The sequence below is a fragment of the Stenotrophomonas sp. VV52 genome (assembly GCF_002893095.1).
Taxonomy (GTDB): domain Bacteria; phylum Pseudomonadota; class Gammaproteobacteria; order Xanthomonadales; family Xanthomonadaceae; genus Stenotrophomonas; species Stenotrophomonas aracearum.
Map to the genome: position 1 here is coordinate 127,397 of NZ_PKQQ01000008.1, position 20,981 is coordinate 148,377.

Annotated in this window: 22 protein-coding genes; 16 read left to right on the forward strand and 6 right to left on the reverse strand. The window is 68.2% G+C overall.

The window, feature by feature from the left end; all coding sequences use genetic code 11:
• Positions 1–207: 207 nt before the first annotated feature.
• Both C2U58_RS14070 and C2U58_RS14075 read right to left on the reverse strand, forming a co-directional pair.
• Positions 208–1,164, reverse strand: coding sequence for a ribokinase (locus C2U58_RS14070; protein ID WP_102946407.1), 957 nt, complete (start codon positions 1,162–1,164; stop codon positions 208–210).
• Between the two features lie 25 nt (positions 1,165–1,189).
• Positions 1,190–2,488 (reverse strand): nucleoside transporter C-terminal domain-containing protein, encoded by a 1,299-nt coding sequence (locus tag C2U58_RS14075; RefSeq protein WP_102946408.1) that lies wholly within the window; start codon positions 2,486–2,488, stop codon positions 1,190–1,192.
• Positions 2,489–2,700: 212 nt separating this feature from the next.
• On the opposite strand from C2U58_RS14075, the gene C2U58_RS14080 reads away from it, so the two are divergent.
• The 5 genes from C2U58_RS14080 (at position 2,701) to C2U58_RS14100 (ending at position 7,949) form a co-directional block, all read left to right on the forward strand.
• The gene (locus C2U58_RS14080) at positions 2,701–3,672 is read left to right on the forward strand and encodes an aldo/keto reductase (protein ID WP_102946409.1); all 972 of its coding nucleotides are present in this window, start codon (positions 2,701–2,703) and stop codon (positions 3,670–3,672) included.
• 192 nt (positions 3,673–3,864) lie between these two features.
• Positions 3,865–4,062, forward strand: a complete 198-nt coding sequence (locus tag C2U58_RS14085; RefSeq protein WP_068849295.1) for a hemin uptake protein HemP — start codon at positions 3,865–3,867, stop codon at positions 4,060–4,062.
• A 160-nt stretch (positions 4,063–4,222) separates the two neighbouring features.
• On the forward strand, positions 4,223–6,421 hold the full coding sequence (locus C2U58_RS14090; protein ID WP_102946410.1) for a TonB-dependent hemoglobin/transferrin/lactoferrin family receptor: 2,199 nt from the start codon (positions 4,223–4,225) through the stop codon (positions 6,419–6,421).
• A gap of 6 nt (positions 6,422–6,427) precedes the next feature.
• Positions 6,428–6,997 carry a Hemin transport protein gene (locus tag C2U58_RS14095; RefSeq protein ID WP_102946411.1) on the forward strand — a complete coding sequence of 190 codons (570 nt, stop codon included), beginning with the start codon at positions 6,428–6,430 and terminating at the stop codon, positions 6,995–6,997.
• Between the two features lie 13 nt (positions 6,998–7,010).
• Entirely contained in the window at positions 7,011–7,949 is a 939-nt protein-coding gene (locus tag C2U58_RS14100; protein ID WP_102946412.1) for a DUF6607 family protein, read from the forward strand.
• Here the strand turns inward: C2U58_RS14100 and C2U58_RS14105 are convergent.
• The 3 genes from C2U58_RS14105 to C2U58_RS14115 form a co-directional block, all read right to left on the reverse strand.
• Entirely contained in the window at positions 7,939–8,292 is a 354-nt protein-coding gene (locus C2U58_RS14105; protein WP_070208963.1) for a DMT family protein, read from the reverse strand. The two genes, C2U58_RS14100 and C2U58_RS14105, sit on opposite strands and share 11 nt — an antisense overlap.
• 113 nt (positions 8,293–8,405) lie before the next feature.
• Positions 8,406–10,889, reverse strand: a complete 2,484-nt coding sequence (locus C2U58_RS14110) for an FtsX-like permease family protein (RefSeq protein ID WP_102946413.1) — start codon at positions 10,887–10,889, stop codon at positions 8,406–8,408.
• Complete coding sequence (locus C2U58_RS14115) at positions 10,886–11,485, reverse strand: ATP-binding cassette domain-containing protein (RefSeq protein ID WP_102946485.1); 600 nt, start codon at positions 11,483–11,485, stop codon at positions 10,886–10,888. Before C2U58_RS14115 ends, C2U58_RS14110 begins: the two co-directional genes overlap by 4 nt.
• A 120-nt stretch (positions 11,486–11,605) precedes the next feature.
• Between C2U58_RS14115 and C2U58_RS14120 the strand changes: the two genes are divergently transcribed.
• The 3 genes from C2U58_RS14120 (at position 11,606) to C2U58_RS14130 (ending at position 14,385) form a co-directional block, all read left to right on the forward strand.
• Complete coding sequence (locus C2U58_RS14120) at positions 11,606–12,268, forward strand: arylesterase (protein ID WP_216362405.1); 663 nt, start codon at positions 11,606–11,608, stop codon at positions 12,266–12,268.
• A 73-nt stretch (positions 12,269–12,341) separates the two neighbouring features.
• The gene (locus C2U58_RS14125) at positions 12,342–13,055 is read left to right on the forward strand and encodes a response regulator transcription factor (RefSeq protein WP_019182442.1); all 714 of its coding nucleotides are present in this window, start codon (positions 12,342–12,344) and stop codon (positions 13,053–13,055) included.
• Between the two features lie 58 nt (positions 13,056–13,113).
• Complete coding sequence (locus tag C2U58_RS14130; RefSeq protein ID WP_102946414.1) at positions 13,114–14,385, forward strand: HAMP domain-containing sensor histidine kinase; 1,272 nt, start codon at positions 13,114–13,116, stop codon at positions 14,383–14,385.
• Between the two features lie 12 nt (positions 14,386–14,397).
• Here the strand turns inward: C2U58_RS14130 and C2U58_RS14135 are convergent, their stop codons facing one another.
• Positions 14,398–15,108, reverse strand: a complete 711-nt coding sequence (locus tag C2U58_RS14135) for an SGNH/GDSL hydrolase family protein (RefSeq protein WP_102946415.1) — start codon at positions 15,106–15,108, stop codon at positions 14,398–14,400.
• A 249-nt stretch (positions 15,109–15,357) separates the two neighbouring features.
• On the opposite strand from C2U58_RS14135, the gene C2U58_RS14140 reads away from it, so the two are divergent.
• From C2U58_RS14140 to C2U58_RS14175, 8 genes are all read left to right on the forward strand, one after another.
• Positions 15,358–15,738, forward strand: a complete 381-nt coding sequence (locus tag C2U58_RS14140; protein WP_102946487.1) for a diacylglycerol kinase — start codon at positions 15,358–15,360, stop codon at positions 15,736–15,738.
• A gap of 39 nt (positions 15,739–15,777) precedes the next feature.
• Positions 15,778–16,527, forward strand: a complete 750-nt coding sequence (locus C2U58_RS14145; RefSeq protein WP_102946416.1) for a TerC family protein — start codon at positions 15,778–15,780, stop codon at positions 16,525–16,527.
• A gap of 104 nt (positions 16,528–16,631) precedes the next feature.
• Entirely contained in the window at positions 16,632–17,273 is a 642-nt protein-coding gene (locus C2U58_RS14150) for a LemA family protein (RefSeq protein WP_102946417.1), read from the forward strand.
• Between the two features lie 3 nt (positions 17,274–17,276).
• Positions 17,277–18,173, forward strand: coding sequence for a TPM domain-containing protein (locus C2U58_RS14155; protein ID WP_102946418.1), 897 nt, complete (start codon positions 17,277–17,279; stop codon positions 18,171–18,173).
• Complete coding sequence (locus C2U58_RS14160; protein ID WP_102946419.1) at positions 18,173–18,661, forward strand: TPM domain-containing protein; 489 nt, start codon at positions 18,173–18,175, stop codon at positions 18,659–18,661. The genes C2U58_RS14155 and C2U58_RS14160 overlap by 1 nt, the downstream gene beginning before the upstream one ends.
• Before the next feature lie 51 nt (positions 18,662–18,712).
• Positions 18,713–19,609: a prolipoprotein diacylglyceryl transferase gene (gene lgt / locus C2U58_RS14165; RefSeq protein ID WP_102946420.1), complete on the forward strand. Its 897-nt coding sequence runs from the start codon at positions 18,713–18,715 to the stop codon at positions 19,607–19,609.
• Positions 19,606–20,400 (forward strand): thymidylate synthase, encoded by a 795-nt coding sequence (locus C2U58_RS14170; RefSeq protein ID WP_102946421.1) that lies wholly within the window; start codon positions 19,606–19,608, stop codon positions 20,398–20,400. The genes lgt and C2U58_RS14170 overlap by 4 nt, the downstream gene beginning before the upstream one ends.
• A complete protein-coding gene (locus tag C2U58_RS14175) occupies positions 20,397–20,891 on the forward strand; it encodes a dihydrofolate reductase (protein WP_102946422.1) in 495 nt (164 codons plus the stop codon). The genes C2U58_RS14170 and C2U58_RS14175 overlap by 4 nt, the downstream gene beginning before the upstream one ends.
• Positions 20,892–20,981: the final 90 nt, after the last annotated feature.

The window sequence follows — 20,981 nt, forward strand, 5'->3', positions numbered from 1 at the left end:
TGGGCAGGTCGGTATGGGTTTGTGGGGGACGCCGTGAACCCTTCCATGGGGGCTAAGTCGCCGCATCCATGCGGCTCATTCCCCCACAAACCCATACCGACCTACCCTCGATACCGTATGGGTGACGGTGGGGAGGGCCAGGTCAAAAGCAAAAAAAAAGACCGGCGTTGGCCGGTCTTCTTTCTTGTTCGGGTTCACTCGTCTTTTTTACACGTCCGCCGGGGTGAAGTGCGGCATGGCTACTGCTGCGCCTTCCTTTTCGGTGGACTTGCCGGCGAACTGGTTCGCGAAGCGGACGTGGCGGGCGAATGCTGCGTCGGGGTCCTGGGCCAGGGAGGCGACCAGGGCGCCGTTGAAGGCGTCGCCGGCGCCGGTGGTGTCGGCGACCTGGACCTGTTCGGCGCCTACGCGGTAGTAGGGCTGGGTGTCGCCGCGCAGGGTTTCTTCGGCGTGGGAGACGAACACGCCGACGGCGCCGAGGGTGACGACGACGGTGCCGTTGCCGACCAGCTTGCGGCACAGGGCGTGCAGGCTGGCGCCGTCGAGGGCGGCGACGTCGTCGGCGTCGATGCGCTCGCCGACGTGGCGGCCGAGCAGGGCGGCGAACTCGGTTTCGTTGGGGGTGAGGATGTCGGCGAGCTTGAGCAGGCCGATGCTGGAGGGGGCGTCGGCGGGGGCGGCGTTGAGGACGGTGGTGACGCCGGCGTCGCGGGCGATGGCCAAGGCCGCTTCGATGGTTTCGACCGGGGACTCGAGCTGGGCCAGGACGACCTTGGCGCCGCCGAGCAGGCTGCGCTGCTGTTCGATGTAGGCGGTGCTGAGGGCGGCGTTGGCGCCGGGGCCGATCACGATGGTGTTGCGGCCGCGGGCATCGACGTAGATGCCGCCGGTGCCGGTGGGCTCGGTGCTGGCTTCGGCGCTGAGGGCGAAGCCGTCCTGGTCGGCCAGGCCACGGGCCATGGCGCCGCCGGCGTCATCGCCGAGGGCGCACAGGAAGGTGGTCGGGGCGCCGGCGCGACGGGCGGCCACGGCCTGGTTGAAGCCCTTGCCGCCGGGGCCGGTGCTGTAGCGGCCGGCAATGGTCGCGCCCGGGGCCGGGAGCGACTCGCAACGCCAGACATGATCCACGTTGAAGGAACCGACAACGACGACACTGCTACTCATAAAGTTTGTTTCTCTAAAGCGGATATCAGCTGAAATGCGTCAGCACGCCGGCGATGGTGGCCGTCATGAAGGTGGCGATGGTACCGCCGAGCACGGCGCGCAGGCCGAACTTGGCCAGGTCGTGGCGGCGTTCCGGGGCCAGACCACCAATACCACCGATCTGGATGGCGATCGAGCTGAAATTGGCGAAGCCGCACAGGGCGTAGGTGGCGATCAGGCGGCCTTCGGCCGAGAGCGACACGCCGGGGACCTGGCCGTTGACGATTTCCGAGAGCTTGGAATAGGCGACGAATTCGTTGATGACGACCTTCTGGCCGATCAGCGAGCCGACGGTGGTGGCGTCGGCCCACGGGGTGCCGATCACCCAGGCGATCGGGGCGAGCAGGTAGCCGAAGATGGTGGAAAGGTCGGTCGGGCGGCCGAGCATGGCCTGCAGGCCGGTGACTTCGCCGAACCAGGTCAGCGGGGCGTTGAGCAGGGCGATCAGGGCGATGAAGGCCAGCAGCATGGCGCCGATGTTCAGGGCCAGCTTGAGGCCGTCGCCGGCACCGGCGGCGGCGGCGTCGATGATGTTGCTGGAGGTCTTTTCGACTTCCATCTTGACCGTGCCACGGGTCAGCGGGGTGCCGGTCTCGGGCACCAGCAGCTTGGCCACGACCAGGGTGGCCGGGGCGGCCATGATGCTGGCGGCCAGCAGGTGCTTGGCGTAGAAGGCCTGCTGCACTGGGTCGCTGCCGCCGAGCATGCCGACGTAGGCGGCGAGCACGCCGCCGGCGATGTGGGCCATGCCGCCGATCATCATGGTGATCAGTTCGGACTGGGTCATCTTCGCGATGTACGGGCGCACGGTCAGCGGGGCTTCGGTCTGGCCGATGAACACGCTGGCGCAGACGCTGGTGGTTTCGGCGCCGGACACGCGCATCACCTTGGTGATCGCCCAGGCCATGGCCTTGACGATCTGCTGCATCACGTTGAGGTGGTACATGACCCCCATCAGCGCGGAGAAGAAGATGATGGTCGGCAGCACCTGGAAGGCGAAGATGAAGCCGAACCTGCTGGTGTCCATCAGGCTGCCGAAGATGAAGCCGGAGCCTTCGTTGACGAAGCTCAGGATCTTGACGAAGCCCTTGCCCAGCGCGTCGAACACGTCGCGGCCACCCGGTGCGAGCAGCACGATGGCGGCGAACGCGACCTGCAGCACGATGCCGGTCAGCACCAGGCGCCAGTCGACGGCGCGCTTGTTGTTCGAGAACAACCAGGCAATGCCGATCAGCACTGCCAACCCAAAGAGGCCGAAGCCAATCCTGCCCAAACCTTCGACCATGAGACTCCCCCTGGGGCGCCGCGAAAAACGGGAAGCCTAGAGCAGCGGCAGGGGCGGGGCAAGGAAAAGCGGTGTGTGGGAGGCGATTGGCCGCGATCGGGCAAGCAACGGCAAGGGGGGCGGCTGCCCCGGCTACACTGTCCGGCCGCGTCCGAGCGGCGTTCCGGCGCAGCACAACGCGTTCAGTTTTCCCTTTTCCGCAGGAGAATCACATGCATTACCGCCGCCTGGGCTCGTCCGGCCTGAAGCTGTCGGCCCTTTCGTTCGGGGCCTGGGTCACCTTCGGCGACCAGATCGGCCGTGACGAGGCCCGCAACCTGGTCGCCTGCGCCTGGGACCACGGGATCAACTTCTTCGACAATGCCGAGGGCTATGCGCGCGGCCGCGCCGAGCAGGTGATGGGCGATGTGATCGCCGACCTGCGCCTGCCGCGCGACGGGTTCTGCGTGTCCAGCAAGGTGTTCTTCGGCGCGGTCGACGACCCGCGGCCGACCCAGCACGGGCTGTCGCGCAAGCACGTGACCGATGCCTGCCATGCCGCGCTCAAGCGGCTGCGGGTGGACTACCTGGACCTGTATTACTGCCACCGGCCTGACCTGGAGACGCCGATCGGCGAGACGGTGCGGGCGATGGACACGCTGATCCAGCAGGGCAAGGTGCTGTACTGGGGCACGTCGGAATGGTCGGCCGCGCAGATCCAGGAGGCGGTGGACTTCGCCCGCGCCCACACCCTGCACCTGCCGACCATGGAGCAGCCGCAGTACAACCTGCTGCACCGCGAACGGGTCGAGCGCGAGTACGCGCCGCTGTATGCCGACCCGGGCCTGGGCACCACGATCTTCTCGCCGCTCGCCTCGGGCCTGCTCAGTGGCAAGTACAACAGCGGTTTCGATCCGGACTCCCGGCTGGGCCAAGGTCAGATGGGCTGGCTGAAGGACCTGGTGCTGGGCGATGCGGCCGAGCAGCGGCTGGACAGGGTGCGCGCCTACACCGCGCTGGCCAGTGAGATGGGCCACGCCCCGGCGCAGCTGGCGATTGCCTGGTGCCTGCGCAATCCGAACGTCTCCAGCGTGATCCTCGGCGCCAGCCGGGTCAGCCAGCTGGAGCAGAACCTGGGCGCGCTGGACCTGCTGGAGCAGGTGTCGGAAGCAGACTGGGCCAAGGTAGAGGCCACCTTCCGGTAGAGCCACGCCCTGCGTGGCTGACGCGGCGCCTGGTGACACGGTGCAGCCACGCAGGGCGTGGCTCTACCGATAGGCTGCATCTATCGAAAACGCGAAATCGATCATAAATATCTTCAATCAAAACGAGAATGGTTGTTGATTGTCAACTGAGAATCATTATCATTTGACTTGTCCCTCGCACGAGTCCAGACAATGAACACTCAAGCCGCTGTACTGCTGCGCCCCGAAACCCTGACCCTGCGCGACCGCCCGGTCCGCGCGGTCCCGGCCGAAGAAGTGATCGACAGCGAGGCCCTGCTCAAGGGTCGCCGGGAAATCCTGATCCAGCATGGCGACCGCTTCTATCGCCTGCGCCACACCAGCAACGACAAGCTGATCCTCACCAAATAACGGCCCGCCTCCCCCACGGGGTGCGTGCGCGCGGCCGCGCGACGCCCCCTGGCCCGCCGTCCTGCACCGCTCTCTCCCCCTCGGCAGGTCGCCGGCGATCTTCGGATCGCGGCGCCGGCCGGGGGTCTCCAACCGTGCCCAGCCGACCCTGCCAACCTACATGAACCGTCCGACCGCCCTGAGTCTTGCTGTCTGGCTTGCGCTGCCTTTCGCCGCGCATGCCGCCGCTCCCGCCAGCCCCGATGCCGACGCCGCCGCGCGCGACTTCGACCGCGTGCAGGTCACCGCCACCCGCACCGAACGCGCGCTCAGCGACGTCGCCGCCACGGTGGACGTGATCGACCGCGAGCAGCTGGACAACCACCTGGTGCGCGACATCAAGGACCTGGTGCGCTACGAGCCGGGCATCTCGGTGACCAGCAGCCCGGCCCGCTTCGGCCTGGGCGGCTTCCGCATCCGCGGCCTGGACGGCAACCGCGTGCTGATCCAGACCGACGGCATCGCCATGCCCAAGGCCTTCAGCATCGGCAGCTTCTCCGACGCCAACCGCAACTTCACCGATCTGGAAACGCTCAAGCGGGTCGAGATCGTGCGCGGACCGGCCAGCGCGCTGTACGGTTCGGACGCGCTTGGCGGGGTGGTGGCCTTCGTCACCAAGGACCCGGCCGACTACCTCAAGGACGACAAGCACAGCTATGTCGGCCTGAAGTTCGGCTACGACGGCGAGTGGAACGGCCTGCTCGGCAGCGCTACCGCCGCGTTCGGTGGCGAGCGCTGGAGCGGCATGGTCAACGTCAACCATCGCCAGGGCCAGGAAACCGAAAGCATGGGCGAGGTGCGCAGCAAGGACCGCACTCGTACCGCGGCCAATCCGCAGGACCGTGACGGCCGCAGCGTGCTCAGCAAGCTGGTGTACGCGCCCAGCGACGACCAGCGCTTCCGCCTGACCGTGGAAGGCAACGAGGACAGCGTGGACACCGACGTGCTGTCGGCGATCGACCGCACCACCACCACCGGCATGCAGGCGCGCGACCACCAGACCCGGGCACGGGTGTCGTTCGCCCACGAGATGGACAACGTGGGCGCCGCCTTCGCCGACAGCCTGTCCTGGCAGCTGTACCGGCAGGACAGCGAGACCACCCAGCGCACCGACGAGGCGCGCGCCAACCGCAGCACCCGCCACCGCGAGTTCAACTTCGACCAGCGCGTGTACGGCCTGCAGGCTGCCTTCCACAAGGCGCTCGAAACCGGCAGCGTGGAGCATGCGCTGACCTACGGCTTCGACGGCACCTGGACCGAAACCCGCCAGAAGCGCGACGGCTACCAGGTGCTGGCCAACGGCCAGGTCAGCACCACGATCCTGCCCGATGCGTTCCCGGTCCGCGATTTCCCGATCAGCAAGACCACCGAGCTGGGCCTGTACGTGCAGGACGAAATGCGCTTCGCCGATGGCCGCTTCTCGCTGGTGCCCGGCGTGCGCGTGGACCACTACGAACTGCGCCCGGACGTGGACCCGATCTTCGCCGCCGACAACTCCGGCATGGCCGTGTCTGACCTGACCAAGACCAGCGTGTCGCCGAAGCTCGGCATGGTCTGGCGCTTTGCCGACGACTGGTCGCTGTTTGCCGGCTACTCGCATGGCTTCCGCTCGCCGCCGTACAACGACGTCAACCTGGGCTTCACCAACGTCATGTTCGGGTATACCGCCATTCCGAACCCGGACCTGAAGCCGGAAACCAGCGACGGGCTGGAACTGGGCCTTCGCTTCCTGAGCCCGGCCGCGTACGTGAGCCTGAGCGGCTACTACAACGACTACAAGGACTTCATCGAGTCGCAGCGCCAGGTCGGCGTCAACGCGCAGGGCCTGATCGTGTTCCAGTCGCAGAACATCGCCGACGCGGAGATCTACGGTGCCGAGCTCAAGGCAGGCGTCGACTTCGGTGAGCTCAGCGCGGCCATGGCCGGCTGGTCGTTGAATGGCGCCGTGGCCTGGTCGCGCGGGACCGACAAGACCGCCGACGTGCCGCTGGCCTCGATCGATCCACTGCGCGGCATGCTGGGCGTGGCCTATGACCGCGACAGCTGGGGCGTTGAGCTGGCCGGCAGCTTCGCCCAGCGCAAGGACCGCATGCCCACCCCCACCGCATTCCGCCCGGCCGGCTATGGGGTGCTCGACCTGATGGCGCACTGGGACTTCGCCCCGGGCGCCAAGATCAACGTCGGCGTGTTCAACCTCGGCGACCGCAAGTACATCGACTACTCCTCGATCACCTCTACGCTGGCCACCAACAGCACGGTGACCGACCGCTACACCAACCCTGGCCGGAACGTGTCGGCCAGCCTCGCCGTCAGCTGGTAGCCCCTCATGAGCCGAGCCCTTTCCGCACTGCGAACCCCCGACCGGTACCTGCGCCCTGGCCAGCTGCCTTCCCCGGAACAGCTGGCGGCACTGGGCACGGTGCTGTGCCTGTACCGCCCCGAGAGCAGCGAGCTGGGCGGCTGGAAACACGCCGTTTCCGCGCACGCCTGCCAGGGCATGGACAGCGAAGGCATCCGCGAAAGCCTGTGCTTCGCCGATGCCCGCGGTCGCTGCTGCTGGCGGCTGTACCTGCTGCCCGACAGCGATTTCCTGGCCTGGGACCGGCTGGTGTCGGCGTTCCCGGCACGGCCGGAACCGGCCAATGACGGCGGCGTTGCCGAGCGCCTGTGGCGGCGCCTGGCCACCCGGCTGGGCGGCGAACCGTGGCGGATGTGCGCGCTGCGCCTGCACGCCGGCGACGCGCCGGGCCTGGCCGCCAGCGTGGCCTCGCTGTCGGCGCTGGGCGCCACCGCCGCGCGCCGCATCGCGCGCGTCGAGGGTGCCGACGGCGAGCTGTGGGTCGATGATTCCAACGTGGTACCGCTGCTTCACCTTTCTTCCATTCGACATTCCTGACGAGACTTCGTAGATGAAATTCCAGACAGCCAGCGCGTGGTTGCTGCTTGCCGCCAGCGGCATCGCCCACGCCCAGCCCTCCGACCTGCAGCGCGACCACGCCAGCATCCTGGCGATGAAGGGCGAGTACATCGTCGACTTCGCGTTCGACGAAACCGTGCTGCTCAAGCCCGGTTACGAGCGCGCGCCGGCCGTGCGCAGCGGTGGCAACGAAGTGGTGATCGTGGTCGAAGACAGCCCGAAGCGGATCGTGCTGCAGCACCTGCTGGTGGACGGCAAGAGCGGCCATGTGACCAAGCACTGGCGGCAGGACTGGGTGTATGAAGCACCGAACCGTTTCGAGTTCAGCGCCGACCAGACCTGGCACGTGCGCACGATCGACCCGGCGGTGAACGCGGGCGCCTGGACCCAGTGCGTGTACGAAGTGAGCGATGCCCCGCGCTATTGCGGTACCGGCCGCTGGGACTACAGCAACAACGTGGCGACCTGGACCAGCGACCTCAGCTGGCGACCGCTGCCGCGCCGCGAGTACACCCGCCGCAGCGACTACAACGCGCTGGCCGTGGTCAATCGCCACACGCTCACGCCCAACGGCTGGACCCACGAGCAGTTCAACACCAAGATCCTGCGCGGCGCCGACGGCAGCCAGCAGGAGATCGCCCGCGAGTTCGGCTTCAACGACTACAACCGCACCACCGACGTGGACTTCAAACCGGCCTACGACTACTGGACTGCCACCGCCGACTACTGGGCCAAGGTCCGCGCGCGCTGGAACGGCTTCCTCGGCCAGGCCCCGGGCGTGCACCTGAAGACCAAGCTGGACGGCATGGCGATGATCATCCCGCTGTTCACCCAGGCCCAGGACCTGCAGGACGGCAAGCAGGTGAACGACGCGCAGATCGACGCCGTGTTCAAGCAGTGGGTGGAAAAGGCGCCGGCCGTCATTCCTTGAACATCAGGAACGCTGCCACCACGATCAGCCCGAACGCCGCGTAGTGGTTCCACTTCAACGGCTGGTCCAGGTAGAACGCGGAGAACACCGCGAACACCACCAGCGTGATCACTTCCTGCATGCCCTTCAACTGCGGGGCCGAGTAGACCGCGCTGCCCAGCCGGTTGCCCGGCACCTGCAGGCAGTACTCGAAGAAGGCGATGCCCCAGCTGACCAGGATCACCATCATCAACGGCGCGCTCTTGTACTTGAGGTGCCCGTACCAGGCAAAGGTCATGAAGATGTTGCTGCCCAGCAGCAGCAACACGGGATACAGATAAGCGGTAAACGACGGGCCGGGCATCGAAAGATCTCAGGTAGGAACAACAGATCGTAGTGCCGGCCGCCGGCCGGCTCCAAGCGGGATCGGCTGCGCGAGGAGCCGGCCAGCGGCCGGCACTACGCGCCCAATCCCAATCACGCCTCGCGGAGGGCCAGCGCCGGCGGCGTATGCAGGATCCTGCGCGTACCCCACCAGCCCGCCACCATGCTCAGCGCCACGCCCAACGCACCCCCGAGCAGCAGCGGCCCCCATGGCGGGCTGAGCTGCAGCTCGAACACCTGCCGGGCCACCACGCTGCCCAGCAGCGCCGCCGTGCCCACCGCCAGCAGCGAGGACAACAGCCCCAGCGCCCCGAACTCCACCAGCACCGCCCCGCGCAACTGGGCGCGGGTGGCACCCAGCGTGCGCAGCACCGCGCTGTCGTACCGGCGCTCGCCCGCCGTGGCCTGCAGCGCGGCCAGCAGCACCAGCACCCCTGCCAGCAGGCTGAAGCCCATCACCAGCTGCACCGCCTGGGTGACCCGGTCGACCACCTCGCGCACCCGCTGCAGGATGCTGTCGATGTCCAGCAGCGAGATGTTCGGGTAGTCGCGGGTCAGCCCGGCCAGCGCCGGCGCCTGCGCACGCGGCAGGTGGAAGGCGGTGATCAGGTTGTACGGCGCATCGCCGACCGCGCCCTCATTGAGCAGCAGGAAGAAGTTGACCCGGAACGAGTCCCAGTCGGCCTTGCGGATGCTGGTCACGGTGAAGCGACGCTCCTGCTCGCCCATCTGCAGGGTCACCGTGTCGCCCAGCTTCATGCCGTAGCGCTCGGCCCAACCTTCCTCGATGGAGGCTTCCGCCGCCGTGCTGCCGGCCGCCCAGTACGTGCCCGCAAGCAGCGTATTGGCCGGCGGGAAGTCGTGCCGCCAGGAGAAATTCACCGGGCGGTTGGCGTCGTCGTCATCGTTGCTGTTGTCTTCGCGCGCTTGGCGCTGCGGCGGCCGGTCGTTGACCGCCAGCAGCCGGCCGGTACTGAACGGCTCGATCCCCGGCGCCTGCACGCCCAGGCCGCTGAGCGCATCCAGAACCGCCTTGCGCTGCTCGGGCTGGATGTTCATCAGGAAATAGTTCGGGGTGTCGCTGGGCAGGCGGTCGCGCCACTGCGCCAGCAGGCCCGGGCCGATCACCGAGAGCAGCAGCAGCGCGCACAGCGACAGCGACAGCCCCACCAGTTGCATCACCGCCAGCCCGCGGCGCCGGGTCAGCGCGGCCACGCCGAGCTTCCAGCGCCCGCGCAGGCGCGGCTGCAGGCCGCGCAGCAGCCACAGCAGCCCCGCACCGGCGGCGCCGGCCAGCAGTGCCAGCGCGGCCAGCCCGCCCAGTACCCACGCCGCCAGCCGTACGTCGCCGGTGGCCTGCACGGTCAGCGCCACCGTAGCCGCCAGCGCAGCCGCGTAAACCAGCAGCGAGCTCGGCGGCATCGCGGCAAAGCTGCGGTTGAGCACGCGCATCGGCGGCACCCGGCGCAGCCGCAGCAGCGGCGGCAGGCCGAAGCCCAGCAACAGCACCAGCCCGATCCCGGCGCCGGTCAGCGCCGGGGTGGCCTGCGGCAGCGGCAGCCGGCCGGGAATCAGCCCGCCCAGCGCCTGCACCAGCCCGGCCTGCGCGGCCATGCCAAGCCCGACGCCGACCAGGCAGGCCGGAATCGCCAGCAGCACCAGCTGCAGCGCCATCGCGCTCAGGATGTCGCGCTGGCGCGCGCCGAGGCAGCGCAGCACCGCCACCTGGTCGATCCGGCGCAGCGCGAAGCGGTTGGCCGCCAGCGCCGTGGCCACGCCGGCCAGCAGCACCGCCAGCAGCGCGGCCAGCGACAGGAAGCGGCCGGCCAGGTCGAACGCGCCGCGCACGCCGCGCTGCGCGTCAGCGATGCCGACGATGCGCAGGCCCTTGGCGCGCGGCTGCAGCCAGCTGCGGAAGTCGGCGATCGCCGCGCTGTCGCCGGCGAACATCATCCGGTACGACGCGCGGCTTCCCGGTCCGAGCAGACCGGCGCGGTCCACGTCGATCCGGTTGACCAGCAGGGGCGGGGAGAGCTGCATCAGCTCGCCCGAGGTGTCCGGTTCGGCCTGCAGGATGCGGGTCACGGTCAGCGTTCCGGCGCCGAACTCCAGCGCGTCGCCCACCTTCAGCCCCAACGCCTGCATCAGGCGCGGGTCGGCATAGGCTTCGCCGGCGGGCGGGGTACCGGCCACTTCACCGGGACCGCCCGGGGCGCGGCTGACCTGCAACTGCCCACGCAGCGGATAGCCGTCGCTGACCGCCTTGATGTTGGCCATCTGGCTGTCATCGCCATGGAACAGCACGCTGGGGAAGCTGACCATGCGCGTGCTGGCCAGCCCGCGCGCGTGCGCTTCGTCGGCGAACGCCTGCGGCACGTCTTCGCGCCCGCCCAGGCCGAGGTCGCCGCCGAGCATTTCCGCCGCGCTGCTGGTCAGGGCCAGTGTGACCCGGTTGACCAGCGTGCCCACCGCCGTCATCACCGCCACGCCCAGCACCAGCGCTGCGAACACGGTCAGCAGGTCGCCGGCCAGGAACTCGCGGCGCAGCGCGCGCGCCGCATGCCGGACGATGTTCATGCGCGGACGCCGGCAGCGTCGACCAGGCGGCCGCCGTCGAGCTGGTAGATGCGTTCGCAGCGCTGGGCCAGGCGCAGGTCGTGGGTGACCAGCACCAGGGTGGTGTCGCTGGTCGCATTGAGCGCGAACAGCAGGTCGCTGATCTGCTGGCCGGTGGCCTGGTCCAGGCTGCCGGTGGGTTCGTCGGCGAACAGGATCCGCGGCCGCGCCACGAACGCGCGCGCCAGCGCCACGCGCTGCTGCTCGCCACCGGAGAGCTGGCGCGGGTAGTGCCGCGCACGATGGCTGAGCCCCACCTGTTCCAGTACCTCGCGCACCCGCGCGGCATCCTCGCGCCCCGCCAGTTCCAGCGGCAGTGCGATGTTTTCCTCGGCGGTCAGCGCCGGCAGCAGGTGGAAGCTCTGGAACACGAAGCCGACCTCGCGCGCGCGCAGCTGCGCGCGGGCTTCTTCGTCCAGCGTGCCCAGGCGGGACCCGGCCAGGTCGATCTCGCCGCGGCTGGGCAGGTCCAGCCCGGCCAGCAGGCCGAGCAGGGTGGTCTTGCCCGATCCGGACGCGCCGACGATCGCCACGCTCTCGCCTTCATGTACCGTCATGTCGATGTTGTCCAGTATGTGGACTTCACCCTCCGGGCCACGCGCGGATTTGCCCACGTTGTGGGCGGCGATGGCGACGGACGCGCTGCGGGGGGACAGGCTGTCGATGAGGATTCTCCAATGTACCGAGCAAGGATGGGCCATGTGGCCCGGATGATGTGGCTGCTGGCAGCATTGCTGCTGTTGCCTGCGCTGGCGTGTGCCAAAGGTGCCGACACCCGCAACGCGGTGCTGGTGGTCGGCGACAGCCTCAGTGCCGCCCACAATATCCCGGCCGCTTCCGGCTGGGTGAACCTGCTTCAGCAACGGGTCAACCAGCAGCTCAAACCGCCGCCGGCGGTCATCAACGCCAGCATCAGCGGCGAGACCACGGCGGGCGCGCTGACCCGCCTGCCGGCGCTGCTGGAAAAGCATCGGCCGTCGGTGGTGGTGATCGAACTGGGCGGCAACGACGCCCTGCGCGGGCTGACCCCGGCGCAGCTGCGCGGCAACCTGGAAAAGATGATCGTGGCCAGTCAGAAGGCGGGGGCCCGGGTGCTGCTGCTCGGCATCGACGTGCCGCCCAACTACGGCCCGGCCTACCGCGACCGCCTGCGCCAGGCCTACGCGGGGCTGGCCAGCCAGTACAAGGTGCCACTGCTGCCGTTCCTGCTCGAAGGGGTCGCGCTGAAGCCCGGCCTGATGCAGTCCGACGGCCTGCACCCCACCGCCGCTGCGCAACCGCAGGTGCTGGACAACGTCTGGCCGCTGCTCAAACCCCTGCTGAAAGCGCCTGCGCCGTAACCTGTGAGCGGCTTCACATCGCGTCCACCGTCGATCCGGCATGTTTCACAAAGCTGAAGAAAGAGGGACTCCCATGCGTCAGACAAAGGAAACCTCCGGCCTGGTGCTGGTGGTCGAAGACAACCGCAATATCTCCGAAATGATCGGCGAATACCTGGAAGGCCGCGGCTTCGAGGTCGACTACGCCCAGGACGGTCTGGACGGCTATCGACTGGCTGCGGAAAACAGCTACGACGTGGTGGTGCTGGACCTGATGCTGCCGCGCCTGGATGGCATCGAAGTCTGCCGCCGGTTGCGCAACGACGCCCGCAAGTCGACCCCGGTGCTGATGCTGACCGCGCGCGACACGCTGGACGACAAGCTCACCGGCCTGGGTTTCGGCGCCGATGATTACCTGACCAAGCCGTTCGCGATCCAGGAGCTGGAAGCCCGCCTGCGCGCGCTGATCCGCCGCGAGCGTCGCCAGGTCGGTTCGGAAGTGCTGAAGGTCGCCGACCTGGTGCTGGACCCGGTCAGCATGCGCGCCACCCGTGCCGGTACCGAGCTGCAGCTCTCGCCGATCGGCCTGCGCCTGCTCACCATCCTGATGCGCGAATCGCCGCGCGTGGTGACCCGACAGGAAATCGAGCGCGAAATCTGGGGCAACGGCCTGCCGGACTCGGACACGTTGCGCAGCCATCTGTACAACCTGCGCAAGATCATCGACAAGCCGTTCGACCGTCCGCTGCTGCACACCGTGCAGAGCGCCGGTTACCGTATTGCCGATATCGCCCAGCCGATGAGCTGATGCGACACGATGCGCCGGCGCTTGCCGGGGCATCGCCGTTTTTGCACTGGACGTCGTAATGCCGCACGGTCTGCCGCGCAAGATCAGAATTGCCTTCATCCTGCAGGCCGTGCTCGCCAGCCTGGGCATCCTGCTGGGTGCATGGCTGGTCTCGCTGGTCATCAAGCACAGCCTGGTCAGCAGCGCATTGCAGGAAGAAGCCACCTATTTCTGGGACCTGCACGCGGCCTCGCCCGTGCAGCCGCCGCCGAACACGCGCAACATCCGCGGGTACCTGCTCGAAACCGGGCAGTCGGCATTGAGCCTGCCGGCCAACCTGCGCGAGCTTGCGCCGGGCTTCCACGAACTGAAGGCCGACGACCAGCTGGTGCTGGTCGACGCGCGTCCGGAAGGCCGGCTTTACCTCGTCTTCCTGCGCTCGCGCGCGGAGATGCTGGCATTCTGGTTCGGCATCGTCCCGGTGCTGCTGACCCTGCTGGCCGTCTATGGCGCCTCGTGGGTCACCTACCGCGCCTCCAAACGGCTGGTCTCGCCGGTCAACTGGCTGGCGCGCCGGGTCTCGCGCTGGGATCCGGGCCACCCCGAAGCGTCCGATCTTGCCCCGGACAAGCTGCCGGCCGACATGCAGGGCGAAACCCGGCAGCTGGCCGCCGCACTGCATTCACTGGCGACCCGGGTCACCGCGCACGTCGCGCGCGAACGCAACTTCACCCGCGACGCCAGCCATGAGCTGCGCACCCCGCTCACGGTCATCCGCGTGGCCAGCGACATGGCGCTCGGCGACCAGGACATGACGCCGCGCCTGCGTCGCGGCCTGAACCGCATCCAGCGCGCCGGCCGCGACATGGAAGCGGTGATCGACGCCTTCCTGATCCTGGCCCGCGAAGCCGACGTGGAGCCGCAGATCGAACTGTTCGACGTCAACGACATCGTGCAGTACGAAGTGGACAACGCCCGCGAACTGCTGGCCGGCCGCCCGGTCGAAATCCACGTGCACAGCACCGGGCCGGTGCAGTTGCATGCCCCGCCGCGCGTGCTGCAGGTGGTGATCAGCAACCTGCTGCGCAACGCCTGCAGCTACACCGACGAAGGCCGCATCGACGTCGACGTGCTCGACGATCGCGTCGTGGTCCGCGACACCGGCATCGGCATGTCGCCCGAAGCGCTGTCGCGCGCCTTCGAACCGTTCTACCGCGCCGAACCCAGCCGCCCCCAGGGCACCGGCCTGGGCCTGTCGATCGTGCGCAGGCTCTGCGACCGGTTCGGCTGGAAAATTGGACTCAGCAGCGAGCCGGGCGTCGGCACGCAGGCGTCGATCACCTACCGATGATGGGTGCCGGGGTTACCGGCACTGCACCTTCGGTGCCAACGCCTTGCGCCAGATCGCATAGCCCTCGGGCTGCATGTGCAGCATGTCTTCGCGGAACAGCGACGCGCGCGGCTGGCCGTCTTCGCCCAGCATCGGCGTGTACACGTCGGTGAAGCCGGTGTTGGGCAGCTTCGCCAGCGCCTGCTCGATCAAGCCGTTCGCTTCCACCACCGCCGGCAGCAGTTGCGCGCGCGACGGACTCGGCTTGATCGAAATGACTTCCACCGTGGTCTTCGGAAGGTCGCGGTGCACGCGCTGCACGAACGCCACCACATCGTCGCGCACCTGTGCCGGGCTGCGGCCGCTGTTGAGATCGTTGTCGCCGGCGTAGAAGAACACCTTGCAGGGCGCATACGGCACCACGATCTGGTCCGCGTACCACGTGCTGTCGCGCACCTCCGAACCACCGAAGCCGCGGTTGAACACCTTCTGGCCCGGGAAATCCGCCGCCAGCGTGTCCCACATCCGGATCGACGAGCTGCCGATGAACTCGATGCCCCCGCGCGGCGGCGGATTGGCGGCGTCGGCCTTGGCGAAGGCGGCCATGTCCCCGGCCCAGGCCACGTTGGACACCTGCTCCGGTACCTGCGGCGGCGGGACCGGGGTGGTCTTCAGGGCGAGGGCGGGCAGGCTGGCGGTCAGCGCCAGGGCGAGCAGCAGCGGACGGGCGACGCGGTGGGTCATGCGGAACTCCTGAACGGGTACCACTGCATCTTAGGCGGGCAGGGGGTTCAGGGGTTGTCCGGGTGTGTCGGGAGCCGGCAGCGGCCGGCAGTACGGTTGTGGGTGGCCGGTTCGACGGGACCTTCGGGTGGGTCCGGCCGCCCTGTGGCAAAATGGAGGATTGTCCGTCGCTTACCGCGCTGCCCATGACCCGTTGCCGTGCCCTGGTTCTGCCGTCGTGCCCCCTTGCCAGCCATGGAGCGTGCCTGCGTGGCTGACGAATTCGGGCACCTGCCGCGCGGCCCCAGGCGCATCTTCAAGGCGGCCGTCTGGTCCTGGCAGGGCCTGCGTGCCGCCTGGCTGCATGAGTCCTCGTTCCGGCTCGAGGTCTACCTGCTGGTCGTGCTCGCACCGTTGGCGCTTTGGCTGGGCCAGACCCCGGTCGAGCGTGCCCTGATGATCGGCTCGATGCTGCTGGTGCTGGCCATGGAACTGGCCAACTCGGCGATCGAGGCGGTGATCGAACGCTACGGCCCCGAATTCCACGAACTGGCCGGCCGGGCCAAGGACATGGGCTCGGCCGCCGTGTTCGTGCTGATGATGAATGTCCTGGTGTGCTGGGCCCTGGTTCTGGCACCGCGAATCTTCTGACGCGTCCGCGCGTCATTCCCCCCTTGTAAGGATGTATCCATGTTCCTCGAGCTGCTCTCCGATCCCAACGTCTGGTTGACCCTGCTGACCCTGAGCGCACTGGAAATCGTGCTCGGCATCGACAACCTGGTGTTCATCTCCATCGCCGTGAGCAAGCTGCCCGAAGAACGCCGCCCGTTCGCCCGCAAGCTCGGCATCGCCGTGGCCTGCATCACCCGGATCCTGCTGCTGGTGTCGCTGGCGTACCTGGCGCACATGCAGACCAACCTGTTCACCGTGGCCGGCATGGGCATCTCCATCCGCGACTTGGTGCTGATCGTTGGCGGCCTGTTCCTGATCATCAAGGGCGGCATGGAAATCCGCGAGCTGATCACCGGCGGCGAGGACGAAGACCCCACCACCACCAAGGCCTCGGCCGTGTTCGGCATGGTGATCCTGCAGATCGCCATCATCGACATCGTGTTCTCGCTGGACTCGGTGATCACCGCCGTCGGCATCGCCCAGCACGTGCCGGTGATGGTGGCTGCGATCCTGCTCTCGGTGGCCGTCATGTTGCTGGCCGCCAACCCGCTGGGCCGCTTCATCGACGCCAACCCGACCGTGAAGATGCTGGCCCTGGCCTTCATCCTGCTGATCGGCGCCGTGCTGATCCTGGACGGCCTGGACGTGCACGTGCCCAAGCCCTACATCTACGCCGCCATGGGCTTCTCGGTGCTGGTCGAGTGGCTGAACCTGCTGATGCGCCGCCGCGCGCTGGCCCACCACGTGCCGGGCGCCGGCAACTGGTAACAGGTCTCCGGGTACCGACCCAGGGTCGGTACCCGACCATGACGGGGAATTAACCCCTATTCATGCCATTCTCCGGCCGCGTCCACCCCGATCCGGAGCCGGCCATGCGTACCTCTTTCCGCCTCATGCTGCTGGTCCTGCTGGCCAGCCTGTTGTCTGGTTGTGGCTACAACGCGATCCAGCAGAAAGATGAACAGGTCAAGGCCGGCTGGTCCGAAGTCGTCAACCAGTACAAGCGTCGCGCCGACCTGATCCCCAACCTGGTGCAGACCGTGGAAGGCTATGCCAACCAGGAACGCCAGGTGCTGACCGACGTGACCAACGCCCGCGCGCGGGTCGGCCAGGTCAACGTCAATGCCGACGACGCCGAGTCGCTCAAGCAGTTCCAGCAGGCCCAGGGCGAACTCAGCGGTGCGCTGTCGCGGCTGCTGGTGGTGACCGAGAACTACCCGAACCTGAAATCCGACCAGGGCTTCCGCGACCTGCAGGCGCAACTGGAAGGCACCGAAAACCGCATCACCGTCGCCCGTGGCCGTTACATCCAGCAGGTGCAGCACTACAACACCTACATCCGCTCCTTCCCCCAGCTGATCACCGCCAAGATCTTCGGCTACGCGGCCAAGCCCAACTTCACGGTCGAGAACGAAGCGCAGATCGCACAGCCGCCGGCGGTGAAGTTCGGCTCGCAGCCGGCCGCACCGGCGCCCGCGCCGCAACCGCAACCGCAGCAGGCGCCGGCGCAGTAAGCCATGAGCCTCCGCCCGCTGCTGCGTGCGCTGCTGCTGTGCTGCCTGTGCCTGGCCCTGCCGGCCTGGGCGCAGCGCGACGCCGCGATTCCGCCGATGGCCTCGCCGGTGGTCGACACCACCGGCACCCTGGACGCGGCGCAGAAGCAGGCATTGGAAGCGCAGGCCCTGGCCCTGCAGCAGCGCAAGGGCAGCCAGCTGCAGATCCTGATGGTGCCCAGCACCCAGCCGGAAACCATCGAGCAGTACACCCAGCGCGTGTTCGAGCAGTGGCAGGTCGGGCGCAAGGGCGTGGATGACGGCGTGCTGCTGGTGGTGGCCAAGGACGACCGCAAGGTGCGGATCGAGCCGGGCTACGGGTTGGAAGGCGCGATCCCCGATGCCATCGCCAACCGCGTGATCCAGGAGTACCTGGCCCCGAAGTTCCGTACCGGCGACTACGCCGGCGGCCTGGCCGACGGCACCGCCGCACTGGTCAAGCTGGTCGACGGCGAGGACCTGCCGGCGCCGGTCAGCGACAACCGCGCGCCGCGCGGCAACGGCAGTGACGGCTTCACCGTCGCCCTGGTGATCGGCTTCTTCGTCGGCACCTTTGCCCGCGCCCTGCTGGGCTGGCTGCCGCGTCCGCTGCGCGCCGTGCTCGGTGGTGGCGGCGCGGCGGTAGCTGCGTTCCTGTTCACCTCGCTGTGGCTGGCCAGCGGCCTGGCCGGGCTGATCGGCCTGTTCGTCGGCTTCTCCTCCGGCCGCGCCGGCCGCTTCGCCCGCAACACCGGCTGGGGCGGCGGTGGCTTCGGCGGCGGCGGGGGGTGGGGCGGCGGTGGCGGTGGCTTCGGCGGAGGCGGCGGCTGGGGTGGCGGCGGTGGACGTTCCGGAGGCGGTGGCGCCTCGGGGGGCTGGTAATGCGCATCTGGCGCCACCTGTTCGCTCCCTCGCTGCACCGCACCTTCAGCGAAGAGCGGCTGCAGGCCATCACCGACGCGATTGCCGCCGGCGAGCGCCGCCACGGCGGCCAGGTCATGTTCGCGGTCGAAGCCGACCTGCCGTGGCTGGCGCTGTGGCAGGGCGTCACCCCGCGCCAGCGCGCCGAGCACGCCTTCGCCCAGCTGCGCACCTGGGACACCGAACAGAACAACGGCGTGCTGGTCTACCTGCTGCTGGCCGACCACGCCATTGAACTGATCGCCGACCGCGGCCTGCGCGGCCGGGTCGGCGAAACCCAGTGGCAGGCGATCTGCGAGCACATGCAGGGCCTGCTGCGCGCCGACGACCTGCAGCAGGCGGTGCTGCTGGCCATTGCCGAGGTCTCCGACGTGCTGGCCGGGCTCTATCCGCCCGGCAGCGGGTCCAAGGCTGACGCCCTGCCCAATACCCCCCAACTGCTTGGTTGAGGTAACGCGGCACTGGGCCGAGAATAGCCGCTTACCTGCAAGGCGCCGCCCATGATCTATTTCCACGATATCGACCCCATCGCCCTTTCGCTCGGGCCGGTCAAGGTGCACTGGTACGGCATCATGTACCTGCTCGGCTTCACCGCCGCCTGGTGGCTGGGGCGCAAGCGCATCGCCGCGGGGCGCCTGCCGGGCGTGGACGGCAATGGATTCTCCGACCTGCTGTTCTACGCCATGCTCGGCGTCGTGGTTGGCGGCCGCGTCGGCTACATGCTGTTCTATGCCACCGCCGATTTCCTGCACAACCCGCTGCTGCTGTTCAAGGTCTGGGACGGCGGCATGAGCTTCCACGGTGGCCTGCTCGGCGTGCTGTTCGCCTGCTGGTACTGGTCGCGCAAGCACCGCCTGCACCTGTTCGACACCCTCGACTTCATGTCGCCGCTGGTCCCGCTCGGGCTCGGCTTCGGCCGCCTCGGCAACTTCATCGGCGCCGAACTGTGGGGCAAGTACACCGACGGCACCTGGGGCGTGGTCTTCCCCAGTGGCCTGCCGGCTGCTTTCAACGGCGTGGACATGGACGCCCTGCGCACCCAGTTCGCCAGCGGCGCGCTCAACCCGTACGCCCGCCATCCCTCGCAGCTGTATGAAGCGCTGCTCGAAGGCCTGGTGATGTTCGCCGTGCTCTGGGCCGTCTCGGCCAAGCCGCGCCAGCGCTACCTCATCTCCGGCCTGTTCGCGCTGATGTACGGCGTGTTCCGCTTCGCCGTCGAATTCGTGCGCATGCCCGACAACGGCGTCTACCTCGCCTTCGACTGGTTCACCCGTGGCCAGCTGCTCAGCCTGCCGCTGGTGGCGCTGGGCGTGGTCCTGCTGGTCCTGTCGCGACGCGCACCGGTCCTGCAGCCGGTGCTTCCGGTCGCACCGGCCGCCGCCGGGAGCAAGGCATGAAAGCCTACCTCGACCTGCTGCAGCACGTGCTCGAACACGGCACCGAAAAGTCCGACCGCACCGGCACCGGTACCCGCAGCGTGTTCGGCTGGCAGATGCGCTTCAACCTCAACGACGGCTTCCCGCTGGTCACCACCAAGAAGCTGCACCTGCGCTCGATCATCCACGAGCTGCTGTGGTTCCTGAAGGGCGACACCAACATCGGCTACCTCAAGGACAACCAGGTACGGATCTGGGACGAATGGGCCGACGAAAACGGCGATCTCGGCCCCGTTTACGGCAAACAGTGGCGCAGCTGGGCCACCGCCGACGGCGGCAGCATCGACCAGATGCAGTGGCTGGTCGACGAGATCAAGCGCAACCCCGACTCGCGCCGCCTCGTGGTCAGCGCCTGGAACGTCGGCGAACTCTCGCAGATGGCGCTGATGCCCTGCCACAACCTGTTCCAGTTCTACGTGGTCGACGGCAAGCTCAGCTGCCAGCTCTACCAGCGCAGCGGCGACATCTTCCTCGGCGTCCCGTTCAACATCGCCAGCTACGCCCTCCTGACCCACATGGTCGCCCAGGCCACCGGCCTCGGCGTCGGCGACTTCGTCCACACCCTCGGCGACGCGCACCTCTACTCCAACCACTACGACCAGGCCCGCGAACAGCTCGCCCGCGAACCGCGCGCACTGCCCACCCTCTGGTTGAACCCCGAAGTGACCGACCTGTTCGGCTTCCAGTTCGACGACATCCGCATCGACGGCTACGACCCGCACCCCGCCATCAAGGCGCCGGTCGCGGTATGAAGCTGTCCCTGATCGTCGCCCTCGACCGCGACCATGGCATCGGCCAGGACAACCAGCTGCCCTGGCAGCTGCCGGACGACCTGAAGCGCTTCAAGGCCCTGACACTGGGCAAGCCGATCCTGATGGGCCGCAAGACCGCGCAGTCGCTGGGCCGCGCGTTGCCGGGGCGACCGAACCTGGTGTTGACCCGTTCGGGCGAAGTCCCGTTCGACAGCATGCAGGCCGTAGCGTCCATCGAAGAAGCAAAGCAGTTCGCCGCCGCCACGGGCGCAGACGAGTTGTGCGTGATCGGCGGCGGTGAAGTATTCCGCCTGGTCATGGCGCAGGCCACGGACATGCACCTGACGTGGGTGGATGCGCAGGTGAACGCGGATACGCATTTCCCGGAATTCGATGCGGAGCAGTGGGTGGAAACGTCGCGCGAGCATCACCCAGCAGACGCAAAGCACGCTTACGCCTTCGATTTCGTGGATTACGCGCGAAACGGGTGATCCCGCGCGCTGACGGAGTAGACACGCATGGCGTGTCCCTACGCATCAACGTGAGCCCATGGAAATCGCCGTTTTTCCCATGGCCACCGA